At 68.4% G+C, this 19,154-nt stretch carries 19 protein-coding genes; 9 read left to right on the forward strand and 10 right to left on the reverse strand.

Features of this window, described 5'->3' with window-relative positions:
* Positions 1-87 precede the first annotated feature (87 nt).
* The 10 genes from LPA45_RS14810 to LPA45_RS14855 all read right to left on the reverse strand — a co-directional run bounded on the left by LPA45_RS14810 (position 88) and on the right by LPA45_RS14855 (position 13,630).
* Positions 88-1,464: a BatD family protein gene (locus tag LPA45_RS14810; protein ID WP_317920838.1), complete on the reverse strand. Its 1,377-nt coding sequence runs from the start codon at positions 1,462-1,464 to the stop codon at positions 88-90.
* Entirely contained in the window at positions 1,461-3,119 is a 1,659-nt protein-coding gene (locus LPA45_RS14815; RefSeq protein ID WP_317920839.1) for a VWA domain-containing protein, read from the reverse strand. The genes LPA45_RS14810 and LPA45_RS14815 overlap by 4 nt, the downstream gene beginning before the upstream one ends.
* Entirely contained in the window at positions 3,119-4,150 is a 1,032-nt protein-coding gene (locus LPA45_RS14820) for a VWA domain-containing protein (protein ID WP_317920840.1), read from the reverse strand. Before LPA45_RS14820 ends, LPA45_RS14815 begins: the two co-directional genes overlap by 1 nt.
* Positions 4,137-4,676 (reverse strand): DUF4381 domain-containing protein, encoded by a 540-nt coding sequence (locus tag LPA45_RS14825; RefSeq protein ID WP_317920841.1) that lies wholly within the window; start codon positions 4,674-4,676, stop codon positions 4,137-4,139. The genes LPA45_RS14820 and LPA45_RS14825 overlap by 14 nt, the downstream gene beginning before the upstream one ends.
* Positions 4,673-5,695: a DUF58 domain-containing protein gene (locus LPA45_RS14830; RefSeq protein ID WP_317920842.1), complete on the reverse strand. Its 1,023-nt coding sequence runs from the start codon at positions 5,693-5,695 to the stop codon at positions 4,673-4,675. The genes LPA45_RS14825 and LPA45_RS14830 overlap by 4 nt, the downstream gene beginning before the upstream one ends.
* A gap of 20 nt (positions 5,696-5,715) precedes the next feature.
* On the reverse strand, positions 5,716-6,693 hold the full coding sequence (locus LPA45_RS14835; protein WP_317920843.1) for a MoxR family ATPase: 978 nt from the start codon (positions 6,691-6,693) through the stop codon (positions 5,716-5,718).
* Positions 6,690-9,314 carry a fused MFS/spermidine synthase gene (locus LPA45_RS14840; protein WP_317920845.1) on the reverse strand — a complete coding sequence of 875 codons (2,625 nt, stop codon included), beginning with the start codon at positions 9,312-9,314 and terminating at the stop codon, positions 6,690-6,692. Before LPA45_RS14840 ends, LPA45_RS14835 begins: the two co-directional genes overlap by 4 nt.
* Before the next feature lie 78 nt (positions 9,315-9,392).
* On the reverse strand, positions 9,393-11,183 hold the full coding sequence (locus LPA45_RS14845) for an arylsulfatase (protein WP_199414526.1): 1,791 nt from the start codon (positions 11,181-11,183) through the stop codon (positions 9,393-9,395).
* Between the two features lie 37 nt (positions 11,184-11,220).
* The gene (locus LPA45_RS14850; protein WP_376790648.1) at positions 11,221-12,321 is read right to left on the reverse strand and encodes an HAD family hydrolase; all 1,101 of its coding nucleotides are present in this window, start codon (positions 12,319-12,321) and stop codon (positions 11,221-11,223) included.
* Between the two features lie 43 nt (positions 12,322-12,364).
* Positions 12,365-13,630 (reverse strand): formylglycine-generating enzyme family protein, encoded by a 1,266-nt coding sequence (locus LPA45_RS14855; RefSeq protein WP_317920849.1) that lies wholly within the window; start codon positions 13,628-13,630, stop codon positions 12,365-12,367.
* Between the two features lie 275 nt (positions 13,631-13,905).
* Here LPA45_RS14855 and LPA45_RS14860 point away from each other — a divergent pair, with 275 nt between their 5' ends.
* The 9 genes from LPA45_RS14860 to LPA45_RS14900 all read left to right on the forward strand — a co-directional run bounded on the left by LPA45_RS14860 (position 13,906) and on the right by LPA45_RS14900 (position 19,050).
* Positions 13,906-14,538 (forward strand): Bug family tripartite tricarboxylate transporter substrate binding protein, encoded by a 633-nt coding sequence (locus LPA45_RS14860; protein ID WP_367394620.1) that lies wholly within the window; start codon positions 13,906-13,908, stop codon positions 14,536-14,538.
* Between the two features lie 126 nt (positions 14,539-14,664).
* Positions 14,665-15,828 carry a tyrosine-type recombinase/integrase gene (locus LPA45_RS14865; RefSeq protein WP_317920962.1) on the forward strand — a complete coding sequence of 388 codons (1,164 nt, stop codon included), beginning with the start codon at positions 14,665-14,667 and terminating at the stop codon, positions 15,826-15,828.
* Positions 15,829-16,255: 427 nt separating this feature from the next.
* Positions 16,256-16,711, forward strand: a complete 456-nt coding sequence (locus tag LPA45_RS14870) for an AlpA family transcriptional regulator (protein WP_317920963.1) — start codon at positions 16,256-16,258, stop codon at positions 16,709-16,711.
* A gap of 11 nt (positions 16,712-16,722) precedes the next feature.
* A complete protein-coding gene (locus LPA45_RS14875) occupies positions 16,723-17,118 on the forward strand; it encodes a hypothetical protein (RefSeq protein WP_317920964.1) in 396 nt (131 codons plus the stop codon).
* Positions 17,115-17,828, forward strand: coding sequence for a YdaU family protein (locus tag LPA45_RS14880; RefSeq protein WP_317920966.1), 714 nt, complete (start codon positions 17,115-17,117; stop codon positions 17,826-17,828). Before LPA45_RS14875 ends, LPA45_RS14880 begins: the two co-directional genes overlap by 4 nt.
* The gene (locus LPA45_RS14885; RefSeq protein WP_317920968.1) at positions 17,825-18,148 is read left to right on the forward strand and encodes a hypothetical protein; all 324 of its coding nucleotides are present in this window, start codon (positions 17,825-17,827) and stop codon (positions 18,146-18,148) included. The genes LPA45_RS14880 and LPA45_RS14885 overlap by 4 nt, the downstream gene beginning before the upstream one ends.
* The gene (locus LPA45_RS14890; protein WP_317920970.1) at positions 18,145-18,354 is read left to right on the forward strand and encodes a hypothetical protein; all 210 of its coding nucleotides are present in this window, start codon (positions 18,145-18,147) and stop codon (positions 18,352-18,354) included. Before LPA45_RS14885 ends, LPA45_RS14890 begins: the two co-directional genes overlap by 4 nt.
* Entirely contained in the window at positions 18,351-18,641 is a 291-nt protein-coding gene (locus LPA45_RS14895) for a hypothetical protein (RefSeq protein ID WP_317920972.1), read from the forward strand. Before LPA45_RS14890 ends, LPA45_RS14895 begins: the two co-directional genes overlap by 4 nt.
* The gene (locus tag LPA45_RS14900; RefSeq protein ID WP_317920973.1) at positions 18,634-19,050 is read left to right on the forward strand and encodes a hypothetical protein; all 417 of its coding nucleotides are present in this window, start codon (positions 18,634-18,636) and stop codon (positions 19,048-19,050) included. Before LPA45_RS14895 ends, LPA45_RS14900 begins: the two co-directional genes overlap by 8 nt.
* The last annotated feature ends 104 nt before the right edge of the window (positions 19,051-19,154 follow it).

Genomic DNA, 19,154 nt, shown 5'->3' on the forward strand with positions numbered 1-19,154 from the left:
GGATGGATCGGACGCCACCCGGCCGGGGCCGGCGGCGAGGCGCCCATCATAAGCCAAGCGCGGGTTCGGATTCTTGTGCCGCGGCGCTCAGGGATTGAGCGGCGGCAGCGCGTGGGCCGCGAGGCGCTGCGGATGTGGCGCGGCCGTGGTGGCATTGCGGCGCAGGGCTTCGGCCAGCGCCGAGCCGTCCCAGCGCCGCGAGGCGGCGTCCGCAGGACCGTACAGGCGACGCTCCAGCCCGGCCACGGCGCCGGCCAGCGCCGAATCCCCACTGGCTTCGGCCCATGCCGCCGGCGCCGTGCCATGTGTGGTCCGTACCCACGCTCCCAGCGCCCGGTAAGCCTCGACCGGGTCGCCGGCCTGGCAGGCCCCCAGCAACGCCTCCAGACGCGCACGGGCGCCTTCGGCGCGTGCCTGCCGGCGCGCGGCCAGCCGCTGCCGCCAGCGGTCCATGACGGGCCGCAGCCGGCGCCATGACACCGCCGCGGCCAGCATCCCGAGCAGCACTACCCCGGCCCACCCCAGCATGCGCCACGGCATGCCGCCTTCGCCCGGCAGCGCGCCGGCGGACGGACCACCCGGCGCGAGTGCGCCGCCGCCGCGCGCTGCGGCGACCACCACCCTGATCGCCGGCACCTCGGAATGCGCAGGCTGCCGCGTGGCTGCATCGAACCAGTCCACCGTCACCGGCGGCAGCGTGTAGGTGCCGCTTCGCTCAAACACATAGGTGAAGGTATCCACCCGCGTGCCGCCCGGCCCGGTGGCATCGCCGGCACCGCCGGCGTGGTCGGACAGCCGCGGATCGGCGCTGAACAGGCGCACCCCACGCAACGCCGGCACGTGCGGCGGGCGGATCATCATGGCCTGCGTCTGCGGCGCGAAAGTGGTTACGGTGCGCACCAGCGCGTCGCCCGCATGCAGGTACACGGCGCCATCCCTGGCGGCAGGGTCGAGCGCCTGCGTCACCGTCAGCCGGGCCACGGGCAGCAGCGGCCGGGCAGCCCCGGCGCCCTGCCCCGCAGTGCCAATCGCCCCACCGGCACCGGCGCGGATCCGCGTGGCGGGGAAGGTCACGCTGCCCTGGCGCGGCGCGCCATCTTCTCCGGCGTAGGTAAAACGCACGGTAGCCGCCGGCAGCTCGAAATCGCCGTCCTGCTCGGCCGTGAACGCATAGCGCTTGCGGATGCCGGCATAGGTGATGCCGTCGATGGTCTCGGTCGAGTTCTGCGCGCGCTCATCGGGCATGGTGATCACCGCGCCCGGCACCTGCAGCACCGGGAACGCCGGTGCCGACATGAAGAAATTCGGCGCCAGGATCGTCACGTCGATGGCGACCTGCTGGCCCACCAGCACCGGCTGCCTGGCGCCGACTTCAACCCGCACGCGCGGCTCCGCCGCGGCGTGCGCCAGCCACGGCAGCAGCAGAGCGCAAAGCAGCAGCCACCTCGCCAGCCGGGCCGTCATGGCTGCCCCTTCGATGCCGGCTGTGCCGACGGCGCGTGCTGCAGCGCGAACTTGCGTTGCAGCAGGTCGGTCGGCGAGGTCCGGATCGCGCGCATCCACATCTCGGCGTCCTGCGTGCGGCCGACCTGCATGGTCTGTCCGCCCTGCCGGGGCGGCCTGCCGGCGTCGTACTTGATCTCGTCCGGGGGCACGTCCGGCGGCTCCTCCTGATCGTCCGGATCCTTCTCCTTCGCCGGCTTTTGCCGGGCCAGCAGCTTCTCCATCAGCGCCAGGTTGGCGGCCGCCGCCGGCCATTGCGGCTGCCGCTTCAGCGCCTGCCGGTAGCGCGCCGCTGCCTGCGTGTACTGGCCCTGCCGCGCCAGCGCATTGCCCTGGTTGTAGTCCGACTGCGGCGAATCGACCAGCGCGAAGCTCTGCACCGCCTGTGCATACTGGCTGGCGCGGTATTGCGCGATACCGCGCCACATCGGATCGTCGAACAGCACGGCGGCCCGGGCAAAGTCGCCTTGCCCGAAGGCACGCCGGCCTTGCTGGTCATGGGTCAGCCACAGGTCGGCAAAACGCCACGGCCGCGTGCTGTCCGATGGCTGCGCTGGCTGCGCCTGCACGCCTGGCGGCGCCGCCAGCGCCACTGCCACCAGCAGGCTGGCGATCCAGCGCACCGTCCAGCCCTTGCGGAACCACAACGCGGCCAGCACGGCTATCGGCAGCGTCAGCCACCAGCCCTCGTCCTGCCAGCGGGTGCGGTCGGTGGCCTGCATCCGCTCCAGGTGGGCCTGCACATGGCGCTGCACCCAGGCAACGTCGTCGTCGCTGCCCGGCGTGAAGGTGGCGACCGGCACGCCGCTGTCGTCGCCGAAGCGCCTGAGTGCCGCCACATCCAGGCGGGCGAACATGCGTGCGCCGTCCTGCTCGACGAAACCGCCTTCGGCGTTGCGCAGCGGCCCGCCCTGCTCCGTGCCGATGGCAAGCACTACTGGCTGGCTGCGGCCGCCGGCGGCCTGCGCGCGGAAGGCGGCGGAGGCGGCAGGCTCGACCGCATCGGTGATGAACAGGATGGTGCCGGGCACCGGTTCGCGGGCCAGGTCTTTGTCGATGGTGCGCAGCGCCAGCGCCATGTCGCGGCCCGGCGCCGGCATGATGCGGGTCTGCAGCGCGTCGACAAAGGTCTGCAGCAGTTCGTTGTCGTCGGTCAGGGGCAGCACCAGGTGCGTCGACCCGGCGTACGCATAGATCGCGGTACGCCCGCCGTCGCGGCGCGCCAGCAGCGCCTTGACCTTGAGCTTCGCGCGCTCCAGCCGCGTCGGCGTGACATCGACCGCATCCATGGTGCGCGACAGGTCGATCGCGATGGCCAGCGGCGCCTTGTCGTCCAGGAACGGCGGCCGTTCCTGGCGCCAGGCCGGGCCCGCCAGCGCGATCGCGCCCAGCGCCAGCAGCAGCGCGGTCAGGTGCACGGGCCGCAGCGCCAGGTGGCGGCGCTCGCCCAGCATCAGCGCATCAAGCAGGTGCGGCGCGATGGCCTGGCGCCAGCGCCGGCGCACGTCGCCGCGGCGGCGCACCAGCCACACCAGCAGCACGGCGGGCAGCAGCACCAGCAGCCAGGCCGGCCGCAGGAAATGAAAATGGACGAGGCTGTCGGCCAGCGGCTGCATCAGCTGGCCTCCCCGGCATTGCCAGTCGGCCCGGCGGCGGCGGCATGGCGCGCGCGCGACAGCCACGCCACGCAGGCCAGCATCAGCAGCTGATACCCCAGCACGATCGCCACGGCCGCGCCCAGCGGCCACATGAACAGCTCGCGGCGGGGTCGCCACGACAAGGTCTTGTGCTGGTGCGGGGTGATCCGGTCCAGCGTCGCGTAGATGCCTTCCAGCCCCGCCTGGTCGGCGCCGAAGAAATAGCGCCCGCCGGTCTGCGCGGCAATGCGCTGCAGCACGCCCAGGTCTACCTTCTCCTCGCCGGCGGCATTGGGGTCGCCAATGCCAATGGTATGCACCTTGACACCCCGTTCCCGGGCGATGCCCGCGGCGCGCTCGGGCGGCATGCGGCTGGCGGTGTCGTTGCCGTCGGTCAGCACGATCAGCACCTTGTCGGCCGCTTCGCTGTGGTCGAACAGCTTGATGCCGAGGCCGATGGCATCGCCCAGCGCGGTGCTCGGCCCGGCCTCGCCCGGCAGCATCCCATCGATCAGCGTCTGCACCAGCCGATGGTCGAGCGTGAACGGCGCCAGCGGATACGGCGCGTCACCGAACACGATCAGGCCGATGCGGTCGCCCGGTCGCTTCGCGACGAAGCCGCTGACCACCTGCCGCACCGCCTGCACGCGCGGGATCAGCGCGCCGGAGGGGTCGCGGAAGTCGGGCGTGTCCATCGACTGCGACAGGTCCAGCGCGATCAGCAGGTCGCGCACCGGCTGCACCTTCTGCATTGGCGCTTCCAGGAACTGCGGCCTGGCCATGGCCGTCACCACCAGCGCCCAGGCCAGCGGCGCCAGCACGCGCTGCAGCCGGTTGCGGCGCGGCACCACCGCGCCCGGGGCGGGCGTCAGCCCGGCCGCGCTGGCGACCTCGCCAAAAAAGGGCAGGCGCACCGAGGCGCTTTCCTCGCGGTACGGCGGCAGCCACCACCATAGCAGCAGCGGCAATGGCAGCAGCACGAAAAGCCAGGGATATTCAAACTGGTACATGATGCCCGGTGATCCAGCGCCGGCACGCGCCGGCAACGGCCTCTACCTGCATGTCGGGCCACTGCGCCAGCGCCGCATCGCCGCGGTACTCGGCGTCCTGCACCAGCGCGGCCAGCAGTGGCGCTGTGTCCTGCGCACGGCCCGCGTGCGCCTGCAGGAAGGCGGCCCACTCGGCACCGGCGAGGCTGGCCACCTGCGTTCGCGGCCACGCGGCCAGCGCGGTGCGCTTGAGCAGCGCGGCCATCGCCTGCAGTGCCGCGGCACGGCTCGCCACGTCTTTGCCGGCGTCGGCGCGCAGGCGAGCCAGCTCGGCCAGCGCCTCGCGCCGGTAGCGGTTGGCCCGATGGCGCCGCCATGCGCGCCATCCGGCCCACGCGAGCGCCGCCAGCAGCACCGCACCGAGGATCGGCCAACCAATCGTCTGTGGTGCCCATGACGGCGGCGGCGGCATGGCCAGGTCGGCCAACTGGTGCAAGGTGGCAGCGCTGCCGGTATCACCCGGCGCAGTGCTGTGGGTCAGGCTCATGGCGCAGCCCCCGCGCGCTGGCGCACCGGCGCCTGCTGCAACGGCCGGCCCAGCAGCCGGCGCAGCTGCAGCGCCGTGTCCTCGGCCGCCGACAGCGGCAGCAGGGGCACGCCAATCGCATGGTGCCAGTCCAGCAGCTCACGGCCATGGGTATCGGCAAATTCGGCGATGCTGCGCCGCACCGCCGCCTGCCCGAACCCCAGTTCGACCTGTAGTTCGCCATCGCTGACCACCAGCTGCCCGGATGCCGGCAGCTCGCTCAGGAAGGGGTCGTGGACCAGCATGGTCAGCACGTCATTGCGCGCTGCCAGCGACAGCATCAGGTCGCGGGTGCGTGCATCGTGACCGTCGAAGTCGCTGATGACGATGACCAGGCAGTCATGGCTCCCCAGCCGCACGGCGCGGTCCAGCGCCGCGTTGAGCTGGCCGGCGGCGCGCCGCGCGGGTGCGTCGGGGCGCAACGCCTGGTTCAGGGTCGCGATGCCGCCCAGCAGCTGCTGCACCGCCTGGCGGCTGCGGCGCGGCCGGAATTCAGCGATCTGCGTGTCGCCAAACACCACGCCGCCGACGCGGTCGCCCTCGGCCAGCACGCGCCACGCCGCCAGCGCTGCGGCCTCGGCAGCACTGACGGACTTCATCGCGCGCCGGCTGCCAAAGAACATATTGATGCGCTGGTCCACCACCAGCAGCACCGGACGGTCTTTCTCCTCGCTATAGACGCGCACATGCGGCTTGCCGGTGCGCGCGGTCACGCGCCAGTCCATGCTGCGGATATCGTCGCCCGGCAGGTACAGGCGCAGCTCTTCGAAACTGAGCCCGCGCCCGCGCACGCGCGAGGCATGGCGACCGGCCAGAACGCTGTGCACCGGCTGGCGCGGCAGGAAATGGAAGTCGCGCGCGGCCACCTCCAGCGCGGCCAGCGCTGCCGCATCGACGCTGACGCCGAGCGTAGCTTGCGACGACGGCGCCTGTACTTCAGCCGGCGCGGCGCGGGCCAAGGCTCGGAATGGCAGTCGCATCGCTGTGATCGTCGCGGCGCTCAGGCCACCGCAACCTGCTGCACAAGGCGGTCGATCGCTGCGTCAGCGCCGATTCCGGCCGCATGCGCCTCATACGACAGGATCAGGCGATGGCGGAAGACATCATGCACCACCGCCTGCACGTCTTCTGGCGTAACGAAGTCACGACCGTGCAGCCACGCGTGCGCGCGCGCCACCTTGTCCAGCCCGATCGAGCCGCGCGGGCTGACGCCGATCTGGATCCACTTCGCCAGGTCATCGTCCACCGCCTTGGGTGCGCGCGTGGCCTGCACCAGCGCCACCACGTAGCGTGCCACCGCATCGCTGACATGGATGCCGTGGATTTCGGCGCGGGCGTTGAAGATCGACGCCGGTGCAAGCCGGATGGCATGGGCGGCGGCTGAGGCGCCCGCGGCACCGCCCTCTTCCTCGCGCGCCAACCGCACGATGTCGGCCTCGGCATCCGCCTCGGGGTAGCCCACGCTGACATGCATCAGGAAACGGTCCATCTGCGCCTCGGGCAGCGGATAGGTGCCCTCCTGCTCGATCGGGTTCTGCGTGGCCATCACCAGGAACAGCGGCTCGAGCTTGTGCGTGGTGCCGCTGACGGTGACCTGGCGCTCTTCCATGGCCTCCAGCAAGGCCGCCTGCACCTTGGCGGGCGAACGGTTGACCTCGTCGGCCAGCACCAGGTTGGCGAAAACCGGGCCTGGCTGGAAGCGGAACTCACCCTTGCCGCCCTCGGTGAAATACAGCTCCGAACCCGTGATATCCGCGGGCAGCAGGTCCGGCGTGAACTGGATGCGCGACAGCCGCGCGTCGAGGTTGCGCGCCAGCATCTTGATGGCGCGGGTCTTGGCCAGCCCCGGCAGCCCTTCCACCAGCAGGTGGCCATCGGCGAGCAGGCCCAGCAGCAGGCGTTCGATCATGCGCTGCTGCCCGACAATGGATTCGCCCATGCGCTGCTGCAGGGCCAGTACGTCGTCGCGGGCGCTCATGGCACGGTCCTCGGCACTGCCGGCGCGCCGCGAGTGGCGCCGCCACCGACGAACCAGGCGTAGTAGGGGTTGTCCGGGTCGGCGCGCATCACCTGCATGACATGGCTGGCCCAGCCTTCGCGGTCGCCGCGGTAGGCGTCGAGCCCGGCGCGGTAGAAGGTATGCAGGATCCGGCGCTCGCGTTGCACGTCTTGCCACAGCGCCTCGTCGGCGCCGGTCAGCGGTGGTTCGCTCTGCAGCGAGAGCAGCTTCGCCAGCGTTTCCGGGAAGGCCTCGCGCCGCACCCATCCGGCGTATTCGATGCGGGGCCGGTCGTCGGTCACGGCCGGCGCATCGGCGGCGTACCAGTCCAGTCCGGTGCGGTCTGTGACCCAGGTCGCCAGCAGCGCCGCCGGCGAGCGCACGCCCACGGCCTGCAGCGCGGCGGCCACCTCGGGCTGGGCAAAGCCGGCGCGGATGCGGGCCGCGTCCAGCGTCAGCGGCGACAGCGACCCGACCAGCATCATCTCGTGCAGCTCGGTGGTCCACAGCATCGCGTGCGGGAACACGTCGAGGAAGCTGCGCACCAGCATGCGTGTGTCCTCGTCGTTCTGCGTCGGCAGCGGCAGCCATTGCGCGACCAGCCCGCCGGGCTGCAGGCGCGCGGCCGCGAGCCGGTAGAAGTCAGTCGAGTACAGGCTGGCGACGCCCGCGGCGGACGGCGGCGGCGGCTCCAGCGTGATCAGGTCGTAGCGCTGCGGGCTCTGCAGCAGCTCGCGCCTGCCGTCGCGCAGGCGGACCTCCACGCGCCGGTCGGTCGCAACGTCGAAGTTGCCGGTGAACTTCGGCACTGCACGCGCGACCGGCGGCAGCAGCTCCGCCACCACGCGCCGCTCCAGCCCCGGCCAGGCCAGCGTCGCGCCCGCGGTGATGCCCGTGCCCAGCCCGATCACCAGCGTGGCCCTGGGCGTGCCGCCATGCACGATCAGCGGCAGCAGCGCCTGCAGCCGCATATAGCGCAGCGAAGTCATGGTATCGCCCGAATTGGAAACGCCCTGGATGTAGAGGCGCCGGAAGCGGTGGTGGGGCGAACTCTGCTCCACCACCGCCACAGTCGCGCCGCGCCCTTCCTCGTAGAACACCAGTTCGCCACCGCGCGCCCGTGCCAGCAGCGTGGCGAGCCGGTCCGCCGGCGCCAGCGCGGCGGCGATCACCGCCAGCACGCCGAGCATCGGCACGGCCCAGCGCGCCGCCGGCCGGATCCCGCTGCCGAGCGCCACGGCGATCACGCCGACCACGCCGGCGGCCACCGCCAGCAGCGCCAGCGTATGCACCAGCCCGATAAAGGGGACCAGCACAAACCCGGCCAGCGCCGAGCCGGCAATGCCGCCCAGCGTATTTAGCGCCACCACGCTGCCCACGCCAGCGCCGACATGGCGGCTGTCGACGCCCACGCGCAACACGAACGGGAAGGCGGCGCCGAGCAGCAGCGTCGGCAAGAACACCACGCATAGCGAAGCCAGCGCAAAGGTGGCGCAGGCGGCGGCGAGCGGACTGGCGGTCTGCGCCTGCACCCATGCCGACAGCACGCCCTGCGCGCGCAGCAGCCATTCGCCCAGCAGCAGCACTTCCAGCAGCGCCACCAGCCCGGCACCGGCCACCAGCAACCCGAATGCACCCCAGGGATCGCGAACCCGGTCGGCATACCGCGCGGCGAACGCGCTGCCAATGGCCAGCCCCGCCAGGTAAGTCGCCAGCACGACCGTGAAGGCGAAGCTGCGCGTGCTGATGAACTGCACGATCGCCTGCGACCACACCACTTCATAGCCGAGCGCGATGCCGCCGGCGGCTGCGTACAGCACCAGCGCCAGCCTGCCGTTGACAACGTCTCCCGCGACAGCGACGTCCCTCGGCCTGGCGGCTTGATCCGCTAGTGCAGCCGGCGTGCGCGAGGCCAGCCACCATGCCACCAGCGCAGCGGCACCGTTGAGCGCGCCCGCCACCATCGCGCTGCCCAGCATGCCAAGCAGCGGACCGAGCACGAAGCCCGCCAGCAACGTGCCGACGATGGCGCCCGCGGTATTGGCCGCATACAGGCGCCCGCCCTGCACCCCAACTCGCCCCATCACCGGCGCCAGCGCGCGAATAAGCACCGGCAGTGTCCCGCCCATGGCGGCGGCCGGCAGCATCACCAGCACTAGCGGCAGCGCCCATGCCAGCAAGCCAGCGCGCTGCTCCAGCCACGCGAACGGCGCCGCCGCATGGGCCAGCGCCACCGTCGCGCCGATGCCAAGCACCAGCACCGCCAGCTCCAGCCAGGCATACAAGCGCAGCGCATTGCCGTGGCGGTCCGCGATGCGGCCGAACAGCCAGCCGCCCAGCGCCAGCCCGGCAAAGAAAGCACTGACCGCAGTGGTGACCGCGTGTACGTCCACGCCCACCACCAGCGACAGCTGCCGGATCCAGACGATCTGGTAGATCAGCCCCACGATGCCAGAGGCAAACAGCAAAACGGCCGCCCAGAGCCAGGTCTGTTCGGCCGCGCCGGATTGCCGCGGCATCGATGCGGCAGGCGTTCCGGTACCGGCGGCATTGTTGCCATGTCGCCGGTTGCCGCCCTGTGCGGCGTGTAGTCTGTCCATGCATTGCACCGGTGGAGCCAGCGCCACGTGGCAAGGGGCGCCGGCTTATCCCAATCCCGGGCGCAAGGCGCCCGGCGCCTACTTCTTCTGTTCGCGCTGCCGGAAGGACTCGTCGATCTTCTTGTCGACCCGCTCCCGCACCTGGTCAATGCTGAAGCTGGCAGGCCGCTGGCTGGGCGGATAGTTGACGAAGGTCTCCAGAAACACCGATGCCTTCATCGTACCGATCTCGGTCAGGTACGCGTTCTTGGTCAGCCAGTCGTTGTACTGGTCAGAGACTATGTCGGCGCGCTCGTACGGATCCATGCGCAGGTTGAAGACCTTCGGCACGCGCAGGCATTTGAACGGATCCTGCCAGACCTGAAAGCCTCCCGGCGACGTCTGCTCGCAGAAGACGATCTTCCAGTCGCCATAGCGCATGGCAACCAGCGCACCGTCATCGTTGAAGTAATAGAACTCGTTGCGCGCGCTCTTGTTGGTCTGCCCGGTCAGCAACGGCAATTGGTTGAAGCCGTCCAGGTGCACCTTGAAGTTCTTGCCGCCGAGCGATGCACCCTTGAGCAGCCGGTCCTTGACGTCGCCGTCACCGGCGGCCGCCATCAGCGTCGGGAACCAGTCCATCCCGGAGAACATCTCGTTGGTCACCGTGCCCGGCCTGACCTTGCCCGGCCACCGGATCATCGCCGGCACGCGGAACGCACCTTCCCAGTTGGTGTCCTTCTCGCTGCGGAACGGCGTGGTTGCCGCGTCCGGCCAGGACCACTGGTTGGGGCCGTTGTCGGTCGTGTAGATCACGATGGTGTTGTCGGCCACCTTCAGGTCATCGAGCGTCTTGAGCAGCTTGCCGACGTCGCCGTCGTGCTCGATCATGCCGTCGGCATATTCGTTGCCGGGCATGCCGCTCTGCCCTTGCATGGAAGGCCGCACGTGCGTATAGGCGTGCATGCGCGTGGTGTTCATCCACACGAAAAAAGGCTTGCCGGCCTCGACCTGCTTGGTGATGAACTTCTGCGCGGCATCGGTGGTTTCGTCGTCGATGGTCTCCATGCGCTTGGTCGTAAGCGGACCGGTGTCCTCGATCTTGCCGTCGGCGGTGCTGTGCAACACCCCGCGCGGCGAGAAGTTCTTCACGAACGGGTCGTTCTTGTCCTTGGGCCAGTACGGGCGCTGCGGTTCCTCCTCGGCATTCAAGTGGTACAGGTTGCCGTAGAACTCGTCGAAGCCGTGCTTGGTCGGCAGGTATTCGTCGCGGTCGCCAAGGTGGTTCTTGCCGAACTGGCCGGTGGCGTAGCCCAGCGGCTTGAGCGCCTCGGCCAACGTCACGTCGCGTGCCTGCAGGCCCACGGTTGCGCCCGGCGCGCCTACCTTGGACAAGCCAGTGCGCAAGGGCGTCTGTCCCGTGATAAATGACGAGCGCCCCGCCGTGCAGCTGTTCTCCGCGTAGTAGTCGGTGAACATCATCCCTTCACGCGCGATGCGGTCGATGTTGGGCGTGCGGTAGCCCAACACGCCCATGCTGTAGGCGCTGATATTGGTCTGCCCGACATCGTCGCCGAAGATGACCAGGATATTGGGCTTCTTGTCTGAAGTGCCACCAGTCGCGGCCACCGGTGCCGAGGCGGTGCCGACGGGTGCCGACGCATCCGCAGGGGCCGGCAGGTGCGATTCGGCGGTCGGCTGTGCCGGCGTGGCGGGCGGTGCAGTTGCCGTGGCTGGCGCCTGCGGCGCTGGCTGCTGCGTGGCCGGCGCCTGCTGCGTGGGCTCGTCCGCCTTCTTGCACCCGGCGATGGCGGCGATTGCCACCGCCACCGCCGCCATGGCAAAGCGCGCGCCGCGCCTTGCCGGTGCTGAGTCTCTCATTCGCTGCATTGAAGCCTCCGATCGTCAAAACCAGTGGATTGCCGCCTTACTTCCCGGCGCCCGCCGCCGGATAGATCTGCTGCCAGTCCTGCTTCATGCTGACCACCGTCCAGCCCCTCGCCTGCGCCGCGTCGAGCGCCTTGTCCAGCTTGCCGACCTTGGACTGGCGGTCGTAGGCGAACTCGCGCTCGGCGTCGTCATGGCGCACCAGCACCGCCATGCGCGGGCCGTCGCCGCCGGTGGTGTACTCGAGCATCTGCAGGTCGCCGTCGGAATTGCCGACAGCAAGGATTGGCCGGCGGCCGATATGGCGGTAGATGCCGACCGGCTTGCCGGGGCCGTCATCGATAAAGTCGAGCTTGGGATCGCGCATCAGCACGGGCTTGCCGTCGCGCACCATGTAGCGCACCGCCTGGGACGACCCGATTACCTGCTCGGGCGGGATGCCGTAGATCTGCTGGCTCCAGGGCCGCATGAAATCGATGGTGCCGCCGGACACGATGTAGGTCTTGAAGCCGTTGGCGCGCAGGTAGGACAGCAGTTCGAGCTGCGGCTGGTAAACCAGCTCGGTATAGGGCCGGTTGAACTTGGGATGGCGTGCCTTGGCCAGCCAGTCGCGGATGGTGCGGTCGTACTCGTCCACGCTCATGCCGCTGTTGGCCGTGGCAATCAGCCCGAGCAGCTGCTTCTGGTTTGCCATCAGCGCGTCCATGTCGTTGGCCATCAGCGCCTTGAACGCGGCATTGCTGCGCCATTCCGGATGCTGAGGCGCGGCGGCCCGGACCTGGTCGAGCAGGAAGTAGAACTGGAAGTACAGCGGCTGCTCGCTCCACAGCGTGCCGTCGTTGTCGAACACGGCCACGCGCGCCTCGGGCGGCACGAAGCTGGGCGAGCCCGGGCTTGTCACGTCGGCCACGAACTTGAGCAGCGCCTGACGCGCAGCGCCATCGCGCCACGATGGCAAGGCCTGTTCGGCGGGCCGCGCCGCCTGAGTGGCAGTGGCCTGCGCCGTGGGTGCGGCCGGCGTGGCGGGCGTGGCGGGCGTGGTACACCCGGAAAGCTGCAGGCTGCCGAACGCCAGCGCGGCGCACAGTACGGCAATCGCCTTGCGCGAAGCGCCGGCGCCCGGCGCGCTATTAGCGGGCATGCTCATGATGCTTGCTCCTGTCTCGTGTCGCACCGGCCCGGCATCAGCGTGCCGCCGTCTGCGGCTGTCCGCCCATCGCCACCGGCGTCTCGCGGCGCATCTCGGTCCAGCGGCTGTCGTCCATCACCAGCCGGAAGCCAAGGTGCGACATGCTGTTGAAGGGATCCGTCCCGCGCCGGGCGCTGGGGCGGTAGCTCAAACAGAAGTCTTCGTTGCAGAGAAACGATCCCCCGCGCGTCACGCGCTTGGGGGCGTTGACAGGTACGCCAGGCTCGCTGGGATCCCACGAGGCCAGGGGGCCGACCGGGTTCTCGATCGGCTGCGCCTTGCCGGCTTCGCGCCGGAACTGGTCGGCGCGGTACCAGTCGGCGACCCATTGCCAGGCATTGCCGGTCATGTCGGACAGCCCGTAGCCGTTGGGTGGGAACGTGCCGACCGGGCTGGTGCCCAGCGCGCCGCCAGCCTTCGGGCTGACCACCTGGCTTACTACAGGGAACGGCTGGTTCTGCTGGCCCTGCCAGACGTTGGCCATCTGCTTGCCGGCGGGCGCGAACTGGTCGCCCCATGCGTAGGTGGCCTGCTCCAGCCCGCCACGCGCGGCAAATTCCCATTCCGCCTCGGTGGGCAGGCGCTTGCCCACCCATTTGGCGTAGGCCTGAGCGTCTTCGTACGACACCTGTACCACCGGATGATTGTCCTTGCCTTCGATCGAAGTACCGGGACCGCCCGGATGACGCCAGTCGGCGCCAGGCACGTAGCGCCACCAGCGCGAATAGTCCTGCAGCGGCACCGGACGCGGCGTGCCGACAAAGACCATGCCGCCGGCTACCATCGCGCTGTCGGGCGGCCGCGGCGTACCGGGAGGCAGCTGTACCCTCAGGGTTTCCCAGTCCGGCACCCGCTCCGCCGTGGTGACGTAGCGCGTGGTCTCGATGAATCTGCGGAACTCGGCATTGGTGACGTGGTGCTTGTCCATCCAGAAGGCATGCACGCGCACCTTGTGCGCCGGCTTCTCGTTGGCCTGCGCCATCTTGCTGTCGCTGCCCATCAGGAATTCGCCGCCGGGTACATGGACCATGCCAGGCGGGCCGCTCTTGCCGTCGCCTTCCACCACCCCGGGTGCCTTGCCGGAGCGCGACTGCGCGTACCACCAGCTGCCGCCCGCACCCGCCGCGATACCGGCACAGGCGAGCACGGCAACCAGGAATCTGCGGCGTCGCTGCGGCGCCGCAGCAGGGGCAGGCAGCGCTTGCGCCGGGCCGTGCGCCGGGGCCTGAGAGTGCAGCCCGTTGCGCTTGCCGGTTGCCATAGGACGTCCTCCGCCAAAGACAAAAAGGTGCAATCGTGCACCTGCGGGTATCGTCACAGAATGGGTATTGAAAAGGAATTTAGATTTCTCGCCGCGCGAGTTGAAAGATTTCACTGCGGCGATGTCATCAGTGTTTGCTCCTCGGGGTAAATACCGTCCCACTGTCTCGTCCATAGCGCCGATGTGCCGCGCCGGCAGCGGCCCGTACGCTGCCGTTTGCCATGCGCGCGAGTCGCGACAAGACAACCAGGACGTCACAACCAGGAGGAAACACCATGCAAGCTGACCGACGCAAAGCCCTGCAATGGCTGGGTGCCGGCTCCATCGCCGCCACGGCTTCGGCACTTGGCCTTGGCCATGCCCGGGCCCAGTCAGCCCAGTCCGCCATGCCGAACTATCCGTCGAAGCCGGTTCGGCTGGTCGTGCCCTACCCCCCGGGGGGCGCCACCGACGTGCTGGCACGCGCGCTCGGCGATCCGTTGAGCAAGCTGTGGCAACGTCCCGTGATCGTCGAGAACCGCCCGGGCGTCGGCGGCATGATCGGCGCCGACGTGGTGGCCAAGGCTGCGCCGGACGGCTACACCCTGCTGCTGGCGCTGCCCAGCCTGGTGCAGACGCCGTACATGGTGGCCAAGCCCCCGTTCGATCCGTTGCGCGACCTGACCGCCATCGGCCAGCTGTGCACCTCCAGCCTGGTGCTGACGGCCAACAGCGCCATGCCTCGCACGCTGCCCGAGGTGATCAGCCTGGCCAAGGCGCAGCCGAACAAGGTTTCCTACGGCACTTATGGCATCGGCACCGGCGCCCATCTCTATATGCAGGTGTTCACAACCGGGGCCGGGGCCGAGCTGCTGCACGTCCCGTACAAGAGGCCAGAAGGGGGTGTTTTCGATTATCTGAGCGTATGACAAGCGACGATCAATTACCCGGAAAGCCTTTATTTATGCGGGTTTCCGGCGATTTGTTCTCGTTGCGTGCGCTCTGGTGCGTGGCTATGCTTTTTTCAGACTCTTTTCAGACGAAGGAAAAAAGCCATGAGCCAGATCGACACCAAAGCCCGCCGCGCCGCCCTGGCGAGCCGCAGCGAACCCTACTACGACCGCCTCGCGCCGGGCCTGTTTATCGGCGTGCGCGTGCTGCCCGATGGCGTACAGACCTGGACTGCGCGCGCTCGCGACAAGGCCACCGGCAAGCAGCAATACAAGGCGCTCGGGACGCTGACCGACGCGACCGACGACAAGCGTTATGCCCGCGCCTGCGACCTCGCCCGCGAGTTTGGCAATACCGTCGCCGCTGGCCTCTCCGGCAAGCCGTTCACGATATCCGACGCCGTCACGAACTACGTCGCGAAGCTCGCGACCCGAAGCGAGGACGCCGCCGACCGCGCACGGCGCAGCCTTGCCCGTAGCGTGCTCGCCCATGCGACTCTGCCCGACATGCCGCTCGCCGAGCTCGACCGCAAGACCTGGGCCGCCTTTCGCGTCGGCTTGCTTGTCGTGCGGCCCAAGGACGGCGAGCCGCTCGACGAGGCGAAGCGCCGCGCTCGGGCGACCGCGACGCGCGACCTCACGTATGTCCGCGCCGCCCTCAATCATGCATACGACGAGGGGCACGTCGGCAGCCGGGACGCCTGGAGCCTCGGCGCGTTTGCGGACACGCACGCCCGCCGCACGCTCTTCCTGAGCCCCGAGCAGCGTCGCGCCCTGCTGGCCGCTGCCGGCGAGGAAATCCGCCCATTCGTGCGCGGCCTGTTGCTGAGCGCTTTCCGCCCCGGCGAGTTGGCCCGGCTGACCGTGGCCGACTTCGACGCGGCGGCCGGCCTCTGCAATTTGCGATGGAGCAAGACCGGCCCGCGTACCGTCGTGCTGCCGCCCGATGCCGTAAGGCTCTTTCGCGAGCAGTGCAAAGGCAAGTTGCCCGCCGCGCCGATCTTCGCGCGTGCCGACGGCTCAGGCTGGCAGGATGCCAACTTCTGGAACCCGCGCGTAAAGGCCGCAGGCAAGGCTGCCGGACTGCCTGACACGTTCTGCGCTTACGTGCTGCGACACACAGCAATCAGCGCCTTGCTCGAAGGGGGCGCCGGCGTGCTGCTCGTGGCTCGCTTGGCAGGCACGAGCCTCGATCAGATCAACAAGCACTACGGCCACCTGAGCGACCGCGTCGCGCGCGAGCAGCTCGGCAGGATCAAGATCGCGTAGCCCTCGTCGACGGTAGCGATAAGTGAGCCGGCCATCGAGCCGGCTTTTTTTGCAAAGATTTTTTCCTTTCGCCTTTTCGCCAACTTTTAGTTTTTCCGCATTATTGGGAGCGCATTTCAATATCCGGCCAAACTATATCAATAGAAAGCCAAACATGGCCACAGCGCGCCAACGATTCCGACGGCCTTCATAGGTTGCTCGTCCCTTAAAAACCCGGAAAGCCGCGCTGGTATTGGGTTTGCGGAGCAATTCTGTAAATTTGCAGAATTAATCTTTCACGCGCCAATCGAAAAATAGCTTTATGCCACGTTTGGCCTATTCGGCAGTCGTTTGTTGCGAGTGACTCGATACAACCTGGTTTGCATTGCGATAGAAGTCCGGCCTACAGTGTTTTCACGCGCATCAATAACTAACCGTGAGGGCCAATATGAAAACCCCTGTTGCCGCTATTCCCGTCAAGCGCAAGCCCGGCCGGCCCCGCAAGGCCGACACGATAGCCCAGGGCAACACCGCACTCGCGTCGCCCGTCATGATGGAAAGCCCGCCGCTGGTGCTGACCATTCGCGAAACGGCCACGATGCTCAGAATGTCGCGCTCGACGCTCGACAAGCTCGTGAGAAGCGGCAAAGGCCCGCGCGTGATCCGGCCGAGCGGCGGTATGCCGATGATTGCCCTCGACGACCTCAAATCGTGGCTGCGCCAATTGAGCGACGACGCCGAGCGCGAACGCCTCGCTACGCAACAGCGCGCCCAGGCCCAGGCCGCTCAGGCTGCTGCAACAGAGGCCGCCGCTGCTACCGCTGCCGCTCAGGTACGCCGCCCGCGTGGCCGCCCCCGCAAATACCCGCTGCCCCAACAGACCGCCGCAAGCACCGCCGCGTAACGGGTGCCGCCATGGTTCCGGCTTGGCTACAGAGCACGCATAACGCGCGTCTGCGTGGCAACGATCCGCCCGCGTCCTATCTTGCCCTCAGCCTGGGCCCGGCACTCGCGCGACGTTTCCCGACGCTTTACGTGCCCCGCACCTATTGGCCGCGCGCTGGCGATGACGTGTCGGCGCTCTTTGGCCTGGGCCTGGAGCTCGTCTTTACCGACGACGAGCCATACCGCCGACTGCGCGCTCTGGTCTGGTTGCTGCTGCAGGGCCGGCCTGCGCGCCTCGTCGCGATCAACCTCGACCGCCCCGCCTTCGTGACCCTGAAACGAGGCAGCGCGAGGGCCATGCTCAGGGACGGGGCACGTAAACCAAAAGAAAACCCAATGGGTTTTGAAGGTGAGGCCGCGCGATGAACTTCTACCGCTTCTTTATCCGCGATTTCGACGCCGACACGAAGGGATTGGACTTCACCCAGCACGGCGCCTACCGCAAGCTGCTCGATCTTTTTTTTGACACGGAATTGCCGCTAACTCGAAACCGACTGGGTTTGTATAAGTTGGTCGGCGCCACCAGGAAGGCCGAGCGCGAGGCCGTCGATTCCGTGCTGATTCAGTATTGGATCGAGACGGACGAGGGATGGGTTCAAAAGCGCGCCGCTCACGAACTCGCAAAGCTGCAAGAGCGCCGGAAAGTCGCACAGCAGAACGGTAAAGGGGGCGGGCGTCGATCAAAGGCACAAACCCAGTCGGTTATGGAAATGGCTCGGATGGAACCCGTTCCAGCAAACCCACTGGGTTTCGGCTACGGCCTCGCCGAATGGCCCGAAGAAAAACCCACTGGGTTAGAAACCGGAAACCCAATGGGTTCGCATTTTGAAACCTATCTACATAGTAAACCTAAAGACAAAACCTCACGCGCGCACGCGCACGCGCGAGAGGCCGGCGTCGATGGTTCGCCGGGCGCAGTCGAAAACCGGCTTGCAGAGAAGGGTTTGCCTGACGCCGTGCCTCGCGGCGAAAGCGCCGGGTTTGCCAGCGCCGCCCCTTTGCAAGCCTTCTCACCTACGCGTGCGCGTACCGACGAGGCCGGCGACGAAGTGACGGGCGCCGAGGGGATGAAATGAACGACCTCGACGCGGTGCGCCTCAAGCAAGGTCGCGAGTGGATTTGCCGCATGGCCGATCTTGAACGCTGGCCTGCCGATCAACGCGCGGCGGCGCTGGCCGAAGTCGACGCCGCACGCGGGCGGGCGCTCGATACCCTGGTCGAACGTCACCGCGCGCACCTGTGGCGCCTACTCAAAGCGCGCAACTTGGTGCCGCTCTATGGCGGCGTATCGAATCCGCGTTTGCATGGCGCGCTGCGTGACGAGCCGCCGCCCAGGAAACCGCGCGGCATCGCGCGTGCCTTGAAGCAACGCGACCTATTCGACGACAAGCCATGACCGACGATCCGTTCGTGCGTTGCTGCGAGACGTGCGCGAACTTCCGGCGCCGTCCTGATGGCCTGCCGCTGTGCATGGAGCCGCAGCGCAGTCATGCCGACGCCCAGGCGCAGCGCACCGCGCTCAGAGGCACCAACGCGTTATGCCGTTGCCCGCTATTCCAGCCGCAGCACGTCGCAGACAAGCCCGATGGAGAGAAACAATGATCCGCCCTGACAACCTGCCATTCCTGCCCGACGGCGCGCTCGTGCTCGTCGGGCGCTCGCCGACTGGCGGGCTGCGCATCGTGCTCGGGCCGGATGATGGCTACCCAGGCGAGCCCGTCGTCGTCAATGACAACCTCAGCGAGCTCGACATGCATGTCTGGTGCCGCTCGCTGGAAACTGTCCTTGCCGAGCACGGGACGCACCGATATCGCCTCGTGACCGTGCTCGATGCCGAAAGCACTAAGCGCCTGAATGCCGCGCTCAAACCCGAGAGACACCATGCATAGCACCATCGACGAACGTGGGCGCCGCGTGCTGCCCGACAACCTGGGCGACCTCGACGACGACGAACTGACGGCCGAGCTCGGCGAGACTTGCGGCGACGTGCAATTTTCCCTCGGCCATGTGGTGAGCGCTGTCGGTGCATTCGTGTCATCGTTTGGCGGCATAGTGCCGGCACTGCTCGCGCCCGACCAGTGCGACGACGAAGCATCGCGAGGTATTGCAATGGGCTCTGTCCTGGCCGAGTGGCAAGACGCGACGCAAGGCGACGCCGAGCGACTCTACGAATCGATGCGCTTGCTCGACCGCTTGATCGCCGAGCGCAATCGCCGCCTCGGCCTCAAGCATCGCGAGCCGAGCACGCCCGAGGAAATTGTCGCGAGTCTGTTCGGCATGCCGTCGCCGAAATCGTGAGCGTGAAGCACGACGACGGCGCGGCGCCAGTCATGGGCAGGGGGGGATATGCGCCGCGTACGCAATTTTTTGTCGACCGTGCGCCGCTCCGCAGAAAGCGAGAA

The organism is Cupriavidus sp. Agwp_2, assembly GCF_040784895.1.
Taxonomy (GTDB): Bacteria; Pseudomonadota; Gammaproteobacteria; order Burkholderiales; family Burkholderiaceae; genus Cupriavidus.

Coding starts and splice junctions, on each gene's coding strand:
- LPA45_RS14810 (WP_317920838.1), bottom strand. CDS start 1,464: ATGACGGCCCGGCTGGCGAGGTGGCTGCTGCTTTGCGCTCTGCTGCTG.
- LPA45_RS14815 (WP_317920839.1), bottom strand. CDS start 3,119: ATGCAGCCGCTGGCCGACAGCCTCGTCCATTTTCATTTCCTGCGGCCG.
- LPA45_RS14820 (WP_317920840.1), bottom strand. CDS start 4,150: ATGTACCAGTTTGAATATCCCTGGCTTTTCGTGCTGCTGCCATTGCCG.
- LPA45_RS14825 (WP_317920841.1), bottom strand. CDS start 4,676: ATGAGCCTGACCCACAGCACTGCGCCGGGTGATACCGGCAGCGCTGCC.
- LPA45_RS14830 (WP_317920842.1), bottom strand. CDS start 5,695: ATGCGACTGCCATTCCGAGCCTTGGCCCGCGCCGCGCCGGCTGAAGTA.
- LPA45_RS14835 (WP_317920843.1), bottom strand. CDS start 6,693: ATGAGCGCCCGCGACGACGTACTGGCCCTGCAGCAGCGCATGGGCGAA.
- LPA45_RS14840 (WP_317920845.1), bottom strand. CDS start 9,314: ATGGACAGACTACACGCCGCACAGGGCGGCAACCGGCGACATGGCAAC.
- LPA45_RS14845 (WP_199414526.1), bottom strand. CDS start 11,183: ATGCAGCGAATGAGAGACTCAGCACCGGCAAGGCGCGGCGCGCGCTTT.
- LPA45_RS14850 (WP_376790648.1), bottom strand. CDS start 12,321: ATGCCCGCTAATAGCGCGCCGGGCGCCGGCGCTTCGCGCAAGGCGATT.
- LPA45_RS14855 (WP_317920849.1), bottom strand. CDS start 13,630: ATGGCAACCGGCAAGCGCAACGGGCTGCACTCTCAGGCCCCGGCGCAC.
- LPA45_RS14860 (WP_367394620.1), top strand. CDS start 13,906: ATGCAAGCTGACCGACGCAAAGCCCTGCAATGGCTGGGTGCCGGCTCC.
- LPA45_RS14865 (WP_317920962.1), top strand. CDS start 14,665: ATGAGCCAGATCGACACCAAAGCCCGCCGCGCCGCCCTGGCGAGCCGC.
- LPA45_RS14870 (WP_317920963.1), top strand. CDS start 16,256: ATGAAAACCCCTGTTGCCGCTATTCCCGTCAAGCGCAAGCCCGGCCGG.
- LPA45_RS14875 (WP_317920964.1), top strand. CDS start 16,723: ATGGTTCCGGCTTGGCTACAGAGCACGCATAACGCGCGTCTGCGTGGC.
- LPA45_RS14880 (WP_317920966.1), top strand. CDS start 17,115: ATGAACTTCTACCGCTTCTTTATCCGCGATTTCGACGCCGACACGAAG.
- LPA45_RS14885 (WP_317920968.1), top strand. CDS start 17,825: ATGAACGACCTCGACGCGGTGCGCCTCAAGCAAGGTCGCGAGTGGATT.
- LPA45_RS14890 (WP_317920970.1), top strand. CDS start 18,145: ATGACCGACGATCCGTTCGTGCGTTGCTGCGAGACGTGCGCGAACTTC.
- LPA45_RS14895 (WP_317920972.1), top strand. CDS start 18,351: ATGATCCGCCCTGACAACCTGCCATTCCTGCCCGACGGCGCGCTCGTG.
- LPA45_RS14900 (WP_317920973.1), top strand. CDS start 18,634: ATGCATAGCACCATCGACGAACGTGGGCGCCGCGTGCTGCCCGACAAC.